Genomic DNA, 11291 nt, shown 5'->3' with positions numbered 1-11291 from the left:
CGGAAGGTCATCTGAGAAGGGCCGGGTGGCCGCCGTCGCCGTCACCACGGCCCGAGACGGGATCGTCCTCAACCGAGCCTCCCTTCAAGAGGTACGGCGTGCCGTACGCGATCAACAGGACGGACGCGAGCGTCCAGGCCAGGTGGAGCGGCCAGAAGCCGTTCCAGCCGAGCCGGTAGTCGGGCAGGAGGTTTCCCAGGAGCCGGTGGAGCGGGGAGCCGACCTGGTCGAAGCCGCTCACCCAGGTGATCCGCCGGGCGTACCCGTCGGCCAGCAGCCACGCGTAGTCGACCACCCCGGCCACGCCGAGCCCGAGCCCGGTCCAGCGGAGCCACCCCGGCCTGCCGGCCAGCAGGACCAGGACGAGCAGCACGGCCAGCGGCAGCACCACGACGGTCTGGCGGCCGGGCCACCAGTAGCCGTGCATGGTCAGCGCGACGAAGGTCGCGGTCAGCCACCCGGCGGCCAGCGGGAGCAGCAGCACCGCGCCGCGCGGGCGCGGGCGCAGGCGCCGGAGCGCGAAGCCGGCGGCGGGCAGGAGCAGCAGCCACGCGGGCTGCCAGGCCGCCAGGCCGTATCCCCTGTCGACCATCAGCCCGACCAGCCGTACGGCCCGGCCCGCGTAGTCGGGGTCGAAGCCCATCACGCCGAACTCGCCGGACTCCTGGAAGTGGTCGCCGCTGGCGTAGACGGTCCAGCCGCCCCAGACGAGGCGGTGGATCCCCAGGTAGACGGTGCCCATGACGGCGAACCCGGCGGCGAGGCCCAGGAGCGGGCGGCGGGCGGCCCTCAGCCGCCACAGGCCGAGGAGCGCGAGCGCGGCGGCCACCGGGGCGTATTTGACCGACAGCCACGGCAGCGCGGTGACCATCAGGCCGAACAGCGCGACGGCCCGCGGCCCCGGCCGGCCGGCTGGCGGGGCCGTCCCGGCGAAGGCGGGCCCGGTCAGGACGGCCACCGCCGCGAGGGTGGCCAGCGCGGCCGGGAGCTCCGGGTAGACCTGCTGGCCGTAGACCGCGAGGGGGGCGGCGGCCGAGGCGAGGATCACCCCCACCGTGGCGAGTCCCGCGGGGACGGCGAACCGGCGCACCGCCGTCCACAGGGTCAGCGCGGCGAGCGCCCCGGCCATGAGCGCCATGACGGCCTTGGCCGCGATCCAGCCCCCGAGACCCATCGGGACGGCCAGCAGGATCGGCAGCAGCGGATCGTGCGGACTGATCTGCGTGCCGCCGGGCAGCACCTCGGTCTGCACCGGCAGGGCTTCGGTCCCCGCCCACGGCATCCAGCGGCCGTCGTCCAGCTCGTCGGTGATGTCGAGGTCGAAGTCCTCGAAGATCGACAACGCGGTCAGCAGGTACTGCGGCTCGTCCACCGCCACATGCGCGCCGAACCGTGCCCGCACCCCGATGCCGAGGAGGGCGGCCACCGTACCGACGACCGCCACCAGGGCCGTCCTCGCCGTCAGCCCGGCGGGCGGGCTGTCCGTCACGCCACCTCCAGGAGGGGGCGGGCGGCGGCCGCCTGGCGGCGGACGACGTCGTGGAGGTCGGTCCGGGGAGACCAGCCGATCAGGGAGCGGAGGCGGCGGGTGTCGGCGAGGGAGGCGCCCGGCTCGATGCGGGGGGCGGGCTCGACGGCGAAGGCGACCTCGGTGTCCAGGACCTCGGCGACGGCGGCGGCGAGGGCGCGGAGGGTCTGGCCACGGCCGGTGCCGACGTTGACGACGCCCTGGGCGCCGGAGGCCGCGAGGTCGATCATCGCCTGGGCGGCCTGGCGCACGTCGGTGACGTCGCGGGTGCGGTCCAGCGAGCCGAGGACCCGCAGCGGGCGCCCCTCGCGCGCGGCGGCCAGCCACAGGGACAGGGCCATGTCGGGCCGCTGGCCCTCACCCGCCACGGTGAACGGCCGAAGCACCGTGGTCCTGCCGCCGCGTTCGAGCCGTTCGGCGCACAGGCGCTCCAGCAGCACCTTGCTCTCGGCGTAGCCTCCGGCGGGCCGGACGGGGTCGGCCTCGTGGCTGGGCCGGCCCGCCCGCGCCCCGCCGTACACCGAGCTGGAGGACGCCACCAGCAGCGGCACGTGCTTGGGGACGGCGTTCAGCACCCGCGCGCCGGCCAGGACGTTGTCGCGGTGGCGGCGCCAGGCGATGCCGTCGCCGTGGTCGCGCACGCCGGGGCAGCCGGCCAGATGGTAGACGGCGTCGGCGTCGGCTAGGGCGGCGCGCACGAGCCCGTCGTCGTCGAGGAGGTCGGCGGTCAGCACGGTCAGCCCTGGCCGCGGAGGCTGGGGAACGCGGTCGATGCCGACGACCTTCTCCCCCGAATCGACAAGCATCCGGGTCAGCATCCGGCCGATGAACCCGGAGGCCCCGGTCACGATGGACGACACCCCTACCCTTTCCTCAAACTCACTAAAGGTAGCCTAACCTCACTAATCGAAAGAACAAAGCTTCCGGTGAGGACCCCCTATGCCCGCTTCCTCCCTGGCCAGGACGGTCCGCCGAGGTCTCGGGCTGCTGGTTCTGGCGGTCGCTGTGACCTACCTCGCACGCGTGGTGTCGGGCCCGGACCTCGCGGCGGCGTTCCGCGCGCTGCTCCGCGATCCGCCGGGAGTGCTGGCGGCCCTGCTGCTGTACGGCTGCGCGTTCGCCCTGCGGGCCTGGTCGTGGCGGCGGGTGCTGCCGGAGCTGTCCCTCGGCCACTCCTGGGCCGCGCTGCACGTGTCCCTGCTCGGCAACCACGTCCTGCCGTTCCGGCTCGGCGAGGCGCTCCGGGTGACCACGGTCCTGCGCAGGACCGGCCTCCCCGCGCCCGCGGTGGTGGCCTCCACCGTGGCCCTGCGCTCGGCCGATCTCGTCGCCGTGGCGCTGCTCGCGCTGGCCGCCGCCCCCGGCCTGGTCGGGACGCTCGCCGGCGGCTGGATCTGGCCGGTGGTCGGCGTGCTCGCCGCGACGATGCTCGGGGGGATGTTCTGGCTCGCCTCCGGCGGTGACGGCCGGGCCGGGTGGGGGACGTTCCGGCTCGCCTCCGGCGGTGACGGCCGGGCCGGGCGGCGGCGGGCGATGACCGCGCTTCCCCCGGTCTTCGCCGCGGCGGTGGCCGCCTGGATACTGGAGTCCGCGGTGGTCTACGAGGTGGCCCGGCTGGCGGGGGTGGCGCTGTCGCCCGCCGAGGCGGTGGCGGTGACGGCCGTGACGATCGCCGCCCAGGCCGTGGCCGTGACCCCCGGCGGGTTCGGCTCCTACGAGGCGGCGGCCACGGCGGCGCTGACCGCCCTCGGCGTCGCCTCCGGGCCCGCGTTCGCGGTCGCCCTGCTCACCCACGCGCTGAAGACCGCCTACTCCCTCGTCGTCGGAGGCCTCGCTCTCGTGACTCCCACCAGGCTCAGGCTGCCCCGGGTGCTTCCCGCGCGGCCGGCCCCCCTGCCCGTCTCCCCGGACGCGCCGGTCGTCGTGTTCATCCCGGTCCACAACGAGGAGGCGACCGTCGGGGAGGTGGTCAGGCGTCTTCCGGCCTCGGTCGCCGGGCGGCGGGTGGTCACGATCGTGGTGGACGACGGCTCCACGGACGCCTCGGCCCCGCTCGCGCGGGAGGCGGGGGCGACGGTCGTGTCCCAGCCGGGGAACCTCGGGCTGGGAGCCGCGGTGCGGCGGGGGCTGGCGGAGGCGGTGCGGCGGGACCCGGCGGCGGTCGTCTACCTGGACGCCGACCTGGAGTACTTCCCCGAGGACATGGAGCTGGTCGCGGGCCCGGTCCTGACCGGCGAGGCCGACTACGTGGTGGGCTCCAGGTTCGCCGGGAGCATCGAGCGGATGCTGGCGCACCGCCGGTTCGGCAACCGCGTGCTGACCGTCTGGGTCCGCTGGATGACCAGGCACCGCGTCACCGACGGGCAGAGCGGCTACCGCGCCTTCTCCCCCTCGGCGGCCCGCGCCGCCGAAGTGATCCACGACTACAACTACGCCCAGGTCCTCACCCTGGACCTGCTGGCCAAGGGCTACCGCTACCACGAGGTCCCGATCCGCTACGCCTTCCGCGCCACCGGCGAGTCCTTCGTCAAGCTGGTCCCCTACCTCCGCAAGGTCGTCCCCGCCGTCCACCGCGAGCTCAACTCGCCATAGAGCAGCAGAACGGCGGGAACCGGTACACCGCATCCCCGTCCCCGGGCGTGACCCGGTCCGACCCGTCAGGTCATCATGGGCGACCTAAACTGTTCGATGGAGGTCGACCACATGAGCATACGATCGAGATCGGACAGCCCGGCGGACGCGGGCGGCCCGGCAGGTTCGGCACGGGCCCGGAACCTGACCCACGTCCATCCGGCGGACGTCCCCCTGCAGGCCGCCCTGGACGCGGTCGCCGATCCGGTGCGCCGGGCGATCCTGTGCGAGCTCGCCGGGGAACCCGACTGGACACGCGCCTGCGGCACCTTCGACCTGCCGGTCGGCAAGGCGACCCGGAGCCACCACTTCGCGGTGCTGCGCCGGGCGGGTCTCATCGAGCAGCGCGACGCCGGTCCACGCCGGGTCAACCGGCTACGCCGGCCGGAGTTCGACGAGGCGTTCCCCGGCCTGCTCGACCTCGTGCTGAAGGAAACACCGCCTGCGGGCGGATGATCCGGAGCCGCTCCCCGCGAGACCCGTCCCGCCGCCGGCGACCCCGGACCGGGGACCTCCGAGGCTCATGGACTTTTGCCGCCCTTCACGACTTCACCGTTGTACGGCTCCACGGACCTCGTGCGCCTCGCGAGGTCAATCCTCGACGACGTGTTCGGCGAAGCGCCTGCGGGCGGCCCGCCAGGCGGAGCCGTCCCAGCCCTTCTCGGTGAGGGAGTCGACGGCGTCGTAGCCCATGGCCATGGCGTGGTGGGTGTTGTCGTGGGCGAACAGGCCGAGGCGGCCGAAGGTGGTCACGTCCGGGATCGTCCCGGCCCAGGCGTCCAGGCCGGACAGGTGCGCGGCGTAGCCGGTCTCGTAGACCGGATAGACGTGCGGCACCCGCCGTACGACCACCTCGGTCAGGTTGACCGGCGGGAGCCCGGAGTGGGCCAGGGTCTCGCGGACGACGCCGGAGAAGTCGCCCGCGGTCCAGATCTCGTCGCCCACCGCACAGGGGATCTCGAAGCAGAGCACGGTGCGGTCGCCGGGATCGCCGGCGCTGACGCGGTAGTTGGCGGGCTCGGAGATCCGCGTCACCGGCGTCTCGGGGCCCGGCAGGTAGTGCGCGTCGAACGGCGTCCACCGCCCGCCCTCGTGCACCGCGTAGACCAGCACCATCGCCCGGAACCGCAACCGCCCGGCCGCCTCGGCGACCTCCGGCGCGGGGCCGGGCTCCACCAGCCGCGCCAGGGCGGGCATCGGGATGGTGGAGAACACGCGCCCGGCGGTCAGCCGGGTCCCCGCCGGGGAACCCGCATCCGGCACGGGATCCCCGGATACGGCCCCCGACCCCGGTCCCGGTCCCGGTCCTGCTCCTGCTCCTGCTCCTGCTCCCGGTCCCGGTCCTGCTCCTGCTCCCGGTCCTGCTCCCGCCCCCGGTCCCGGTCCCGGTCCCGGTCCCGGGGAGGTGTGCAGGACGACGGCTCCGGCCGCGGGCTCGATCCGCGTGCAGGCCGTACCGAGGCGGATGTCCGCTCCGGCGGCGGTGGCCGCGTCGGCGAGGGCGTCGACGATCTGGCCGAAGCCTCGGCGGGGGTAGTAGAAGATCTTTCCCTGCCCGTCGGACCGTCCCCGGAGGATCCGGCGCGCGATCTTCCACGGGCTGTCGGCGGTGACCCGCTTGCGCGCCTGGTCCCCGTCGATCTCCTCGCCGGGCAGCCCCCACAGCTTGAGCGCGTACGGCGCGTAGAGCGCCTCGTAGAGGGCGGGGCCCAGGCTCGCCCGGAGCGTCCCGGCGTAGGTGCCGCCGCGGCCCGCCCCTCTCAGGGGTGCCGTCACCGCGTCGCGGGCCACCCCCGCCAGCAGCCCCGGAGGCAATCGTTTGGCCAGTTCCGCGGGTTTCAGCGGAAAACCCACGTAGCGGTCTGCGATCCTCAGTCGTCCGTTGCGGGGTCGTCGCTGGAGGTCGTCGCCGAGGAGCCCGCGCAGGTCTGCCAGGAGGTGCGGCGGGGTGGCGGGGTGCAGGCGGTGGCTGCCGTGGTCCACCCGGATGCCGGAGACCTCGAAGCTCGCCGACAGCCCGCCGACGTGGTCGGCCCGCTCCAGCACCGTCACCGACAGCCCGCGCCGGGCCGCCCGCCAGGCGGCTGCCAGCCCCGACGGTCCGGCGCCCATCACGACGAGGTCCGCGTTCATCCCCATAACGGGTCAACCTTACCGAGGCCGCATGGTGAAGAAATTCTTCTCCAAGTGTCACAAATATGAAGAAACTTATTGACATCGCGATCTTAACTTCGCAGTCTGACTGCATCGGATCCCCCAGCCGAGGAGCAACCCCCATGCAACGACTCACGCCGCTCCGCATGACGGCCGCGGCCGTCATCGCCGTCGGCGGTCTCGCCCTCATACAGCCGGCGTCGGCCGCGCAGGCGGCCCCCGGCGACCGGCAGGCGGCCTTCGCCGAGGCCGCCGAGGCCTACGACGTGCCGGAGAGCGTCCTGCTCGGCGTGTCCTACCTGGAGTCACGGTGGGACGCCAACGCGGGCCGGCCGAGCAACTCCGCCGGGTTCGGCCCCATGCACCTCACCGACGCCGCCGCGCTGACCGACCTGCCCGCCACCGACCACCACGGTCAGGGCGAGGAGGACCCCCGCGGCGACGACGGCCGCCCTCTCGCGGTCACCGCCCGGCCGGCGGCGCCCGCCGAGATCCCCGCCTCGCTCAGAACGCTGGAGAAGGCCGCCGAGCTCACCGGCGCGAGCCGCGACGACCTGCGCGCCGACCCGGCCGTGAACATCCGCGGCGGCGCGGCCCTGCTCGCCGACTACCAGAAGCAGCTCGGCGCGCCGCTCAGCGCCGACCCCGCCGAGTGGTACGGCGCGGTCGCCCGCTACTCGGGCGCGTCCGAGGCGGAGGCCGCGAAGTTCTTCGCCGACGAGGTGTACGCCACGATCCAGGCCGGCGCCGAGCGGGTCACCGACGACGGGCAGAAGGTCGGGCTGAAGGCGGTGCCCGGCCTGCAGAAGTTCGAGAAGTGGCTGGAGAGGCTCGGCCTGCGCCGGCCCGGCCGCGACGGCGTCGAGTGTCCGCCCACGATCTCGTGCGAGTGGATCCCGGCGCCCTACCAGGCCCTGCCCGACGACGACTACGGCAACCACGACCTGTCGAACCGGCCGTGGAACCAGAAGGTCGACTACATCGTCATCCACGACATGGAGGGCTACTTCGGCCCCTCGGTGAACCTGGTGCAGGACCCCGCGCGTCCCGCGAGCTGGCACTACTCGCTCCGTTCCAGCGACGGCCACATCGCCCAGCACCTCAAGACCAAGGACGTCGGCTGGCAGGCGGGCAACTGGTACGTCAACGCCAAGTCGATCGGGCTGGAGCACGAGGGCTTCCTCGGCGAGGGCGGCTCCTGGTACACCGAGGCGATGTACCGCACCTCGGCCAAGCTGGTGCGCTACCTGGCCCTGCGGCACGGGGTCCCGCTGGACCGCGCGCACATCATCGGCCACGACAACGTGCCCGGCACGCTGCCGACCACCGTCAGGCAGATGCACGAGGACCCGGGCCCCTTCTGGGACTGGGCGCACTACTTCGAGCTGCTCGGCAAGCCCCTGCACGCCTCCGGCGGCCCGAAGGCGCAGTCGGTGATGATCCTGCCCGACTACGCCAAGAACCAGCCCTACTACTACGGCTGCGACCGCAAGAACCCGACGGCCGACTGCGCGCCGCACGGCTCGTCGTCGGTCTGGCTGCGCACCGAGCCGCGTGAGGACGCCCCGCTGGTCAAGGACATCGGCAAGCACCCCACCGGCGACTCGCTCTACAGCGTCTACGACCACAGCGCCCGCGCCAACACCGGCCAGCGCTACGCCGTGGCCGAGCGCCAGGGCGACTGGACGGCGATCTGGTACCTCGGTCAGAAGGCCTGGTTCCACAACCCCGCCGCCCAGCCCACCGCCGTCCCCTCCCGCGGCCTGGTGGTGACGCCCAAGCCGGGCCTCGCGACCGTGCCGGTGTACGGCAGGGCCTACCCCGAGCCGGAGGCCTACCCGGCGAACGTGCCGGTCCAGGCGATCACTCCGCTGCAGTACACCTTCGCCGCGGGCCAGCGCTACACCCTCGGCCTCGCCGCCCAGGGCGAGTACTACAGGGCCGTGACCTTCGACGCGTCCCAGCACGTGGTGGTACGAGGGAAGCTGAAGTACTACCAGATCCAGTTCGGCCACCGCGTGATGTTCGTCAAGGCCGACGACGTCGTGGTCTCCCTCGCCTGAGGCGACCGCGGGCAAGGACGTGAGCAGGCCGGGGGAGCCGGGGCGCAAGCCCCGGACTCCCCCGGCCGGTTCCCGGGCCGGCCGGCCTCCCAGCCCGAACGGTCGTCCGAGCGGTCGTCCGGCCGGCCTCCCAGCCCGAGCGGTCATCCGACCGACTTCCCAGCCCGGCTCTCCACCCGACCGGCCTCCCAGCCCGAGCGGTCGTCCGGTTCCCGGCGACCTCAGCGCAAAGTGCCGTTGGTCATTCCCGCGGGCTCCTCCGGGACGGCGACGAGGCCGAGCTCGGAGGGGGACGCCACGAGGGGATGGTCGGGGACGACCCGGACGGTGTAGCCGAAGGAGCCGGTGCGGTCCAGCGGGATGCTGCCGCTGAAGACCGCCTTGCCGTCGTCGCCGTCCGCCTCAAGGGTCAGGTCCGCGTAGGCGGGGCCGACCAGCTCGTCGTGGATCCCCACCAGTCCGTAGGCGGCCTGGACCCGGATGTCTCCGGGCTCCAGCTCGCCCAGGGCGATGGTCGCCCGCAGCTCCAGGGCCGCCCCGACCTCGGGGGTGTCTCCCAGGTTCGATGCCTCCACGTGCTCGACCCGGACCCCCGGCCACGCCTGGCCGACCCGCAGCTTCCACGCGGCGAAGCTCTTGGCCGGCTCGTATCCGTCCGCCAGCAGGGCACGCGCGGACCTGGCCGCCGGGGTGTAGAGGTCGACGACGTAGTCGCGGAGCATCCGCCCGGCGAGGACCTTGGGCCCGAGGGAGGTCAGGGTGTGGCGGACCATCTCCAGCCAGCGCAGCGGCAGGCCGTCGGAGGCGCGGTCGTAGAACCTGTCGGCCACCTCGTGCTCGATCAGGTCGTAGAGCGCGCCGGCCTCCAGCTCGTCGCGGCGGTCGGGGTCGGTGACGCCGTCGGCGGTGGGAATGGCCCAGCCGTTGGTGCCGTCGTACCACTCGTCCCACCAGCCGTCGCGGATGGACAGGTTGAGGCCGCCGTTCAGCGCGGCCTTCATGCCCGAGGTCCCGCTCGCCTCCAGCGGCCGGATCGGGTTGTTCATCCACACGTCGGAGCCCTGCACGAGGAGCTGGCCCAGGGCCATGTCGTAGTCGGGCAGGAAGACGATGCGGTGCCGCACGTCCTCCCGGTCGGCGAACTTCACGATCTGCTGGATGAGCTTCTTGCCGCCCTCGTCGGCCGGGTGCGCCTTGCCCGCGATCACGATCTGGACCGGCTTGTCCGGGTCGAGGAGCAGCTCGCGGAGCCGGTCCTGATCGCTCAGCATCAGGGTCAGCCGCTTGTAGGAGGGGACCCGGCGGGCGAACCCGATGGTCAGCACGTCGGGGTCGAGGGCGTCGTCGATCCAGCCGAGCTCGGCGCGGGAGGCGCCCCGGTCGAGCCAGGACCGGCGCAGCCGGGCGCGGGCGGCCTCCACCAGCCGCGCGCGCAGCTGCCCGCGGATCCCCCAGATGTCGGCGTCGGAGATCTTGTTGACGCCCTCCCAGCCCTGGGCCCGCTCGACCAGCGTGGGCAGCTCCCTGCCCGCCAGCTCCATGATCTCGCGGCCGACCCAGGTGGGCGCGTGCACGCCGTTGGTGATCGAGCCGATCGGGACCTCGTCGGCGTCGAACCCCGGCCACAGGCCCTGGAACATCTCCCGGCTGACCGCCCCGTGCAGCTCCGAGACGCCGTTGACCCGCTGGGCCAGCCGCATGCCCATCGCGGCCATGTTGAACTTGCCGGGCTCCTCCTCCGCGCCGAGCGCCAGGATGCGGTCGACCGGGACCGTGGGCCACGCGTTGTCGCCGCCGAACTGGCGGGCGATCATCTCGGCCGGGAAGCGGTCGATCCCGGCGGGAACGGGGGTGTGGGTGGTGAAGACCGTCCCGGCGCGGACCGCCTCCAGTGCCTCGTCGAAGGAGAGCCTGGTCTCGGTGAGCTCGCGGATGCGTTCCAGGCCCAGGAAGCCCGCGTGCCCCTCGTTGGTGTGGAACACCTCGGGCTCGGGATGGCCGCTGACCCGGGAGTAGGCCCGGATGGCCCGGACGCCGCCGACGCCGAGCAGCAGCTCCTGCATCAGCCGGTGATCGGTGCCTCCGCCGTACAGGCGGTCGGTGACGTCGCGGGCGGCGGTGTCGTTCTCGGCCACGTCGGAGTCGAGCAGCAGCAGCGGGACCCGGCCCACCTGGGCCACCCAGATCTGGGCGTGCAGCGCGCGCTGCTCGGGCAGGCTGATCGCGACCCGCACCGGCGTGCCGTCCTCCTCCTTGAGGAGGGCCAGGGGCAGGCCGCCGGGGTCGAGGGACGGGTAGTGCTCCAGCTGCCACCCCTCGGGCGAGAGGGACTGGGTGAAGTAGCCGTGCCGGTAAAGCAGGCCGACCGCCAGGATCGGCACGCCGAGGTCGCTGGCCGTCTTGAGATGGTCGCCGGCGAGGATGCCCAGGCCGCCGGAGTACTGCGGCAGGGCGGCGGCGATGCCGTACTCGGGCGAGAAGTAGGCGACGGCCCGGGGAGCGTCGGGGATGGTCTGGTACCACCTCGGCGCGGTCATGTATTCACGGAGGTCGTCCGCCGCGTCGGCGACCCTTCTGAGGAAGCGGCGGTCGGCGGCCAGCTCACGGAGGCGACCTGCGTCGACCGCGCCGAGCAGCGCGACCGGGTCGTGGCCTACCCGTTCCCAGACGACCGGATCGACCTCGGCGAAGAGGTCGAGTGTCTCGGGATGCCACGACCAGCGCAGATTGTGGACAAGCTCGCCGAGGGAGGCCAGCTCCGGAGGAAGGACGGTGCGGACGGTGAACCTGCGGATTGCTCTCACGGTGCCAGACCCTAGTTACTCAGCGCCACGAGGGCGACCTCAACACTCACGCGTCTCCCCCTCACCGCTATCAATCAACCCCAAACACATCAAAGCCGGGTTGATCACACC

7 protein-coding genes are annotated in these 11291 nt (G+C 73.3%); 3 read left to right on the top strand and 4 right to left on the bottom strand.

Annotated features, from left to right (window positions below):
- Positions 1 to 7: 7 nt before the first annotated feature.
- A complete protein-coding gene (locus BM085_RS18800; RefSeq protein WP_093888249.1) occupies positions 8 to 1489 on the bottom strand; it encodes a hypothetical protein in 1482 nt (493 codons plus the stop codon).
- Positions 1486 to 2388 carry an NAD-dependent epimerase/dehydratase family protein gene (locus BM085_RS18795; RefSeq protein WP_093888248.1) on the bottom strand — a complete coding sequence of 301 codons (903 nt, stop codon included), beginning with the start codon at positions 2386 to 2388 and terminating at the stop codon, positions 1486 to 1488. The genes BM085_RS18800 and BM085_RS18795 overlap by 4 nt, the downstream gene beginning before the upstream one ends.
- A 79-nt stretch (positions 2389 to 2467) precedes the next feature.
- Between BM085_RS18795 and BM085_RS18790 the strand changes: the two genes are divergently transcribed.
- Together BM085_RS18790 and BM085_RS18785 are read left to right on the top strand one after the other, a co-directional pair.
- A complete protein-coding gene (locus BM085_RS18790; protein ID WP_093888247.1) occupies positions 2468 to 4120 on the top strand; it encodes a lysylphosphatidylglycerol synthase domain-containing protein in 1653 nt (550 codons plus the stop codon).
- 111 nt (positions 4121 to 4231) lie between these two features.
- Complete coding sequence (locus BM085_RS18785; RefSeq protein WP_093888246.1) at positions 4232 to 4615, top strand: ArsR/SmtB family transcription factor; 384 nt, start codon at positions 4232 to 4234, stop codon at positions 4613 to 4615.
- A gap of 135 nt (positions 4616 to 4750) precedes the next feature.
- Here the strand turns inward: BM085_RS18785 and BM085_RS18780 are convergent, their stop codons facing one another.
- Positions 4751 to 6298, bottom strand: a complete 1548-nt coding sequence (locus BM085_RS18780; protein WP_093888245.1) for a protoporphyrinogen/coproporphyrinogen oxidase — start codon at positions 6296 to 6298, stop codon at positions 4751 to 4753.
- A gap of 137 nt (positions 6299 to 6435) precedes the next feature.
- Here BM085_RS18780 and BM085_RS18775 point away from each other — a divergent pair, with 137 nt between their 5' ends.
- Positions 6436 to 8376, top strand: a complete 1941-nt coding sequence (locus tag BM085_RS18775) for an N-acetylmuramoyl-L-alanine amidase (RefSeq protein WP_177245163.1) — start codon at positions 6436 to 6438, stop codon at positions 8374 to 8376.
- 221 nt (positions 8377 to 8597) lie between these two features.
- On the opposite strand, the gene glgP is transcribed toward BM085_RS18775, so the two are convergent.
- The gene (gene glgP, locus BM085_RS18770; RefSeq protein ID WP_093888243.1) at positions 8598 to 11180 is read right to left on the bottom strand and encodes an alpha-glucan family phosphorylase; all 2583 of its coding nucleotides are present in this window, start codon (positions 11178 to 11180) and stop codon (positions 8598 to 8600) included.
- Between the last annotated feature and the right edge of the window lie 111 nt (positions 11181 to 11291).

The sequence above is a fragment of the Streptosporangium canum genome (assembly GCF_900113865.1).
Taxonomy (GTDB): domain Bacteria; phylum Actinomycetota; class Actinomycetes; order Streptosporangiales; family Streptosporangiaceae; genus Streptosporangium; species Streptosporangium canum.
The sequence above is the reverse complement of the archived record's forward strand: the minus strand, read 5'-3'. Positions and strand labels throughout refer to the sequence as shown.

What these genes read in the sequence shown, in the direction of transcription:
- BM085_RS18790 (WP_093888247.1), top strand. Translation starts at nt 2,468, where the DNA reads ATGCCCGCTTCCTCCCTGGCCAGGACGGTCCGCCGAGGTCTCGGGCTG.
- BM085_RS18785 (WP_093888246.1), top strand. Translation starts at nt 4,232, where the DNA reads ATGAGCATACGATCGAGATCGGACAGCCCGGCGGACGCGGGCGGCCCG.
- BM085_RS18780 (WP_093888245.1), bottom strand. Translation starts at nt 6,298, where the DNA reads ATGGGGATGAACGCGGACCTCGTCGTGATGGGCGCCGGACCGTCGGGG.
- BM085_RS18775 (WP_177245163.1), top strand. Translation starts at nt 6,436, where the DNA reads ATGCAACGACTCACGCCGCTCCGCATGACGGCCGCGGCCGTCATCGCC.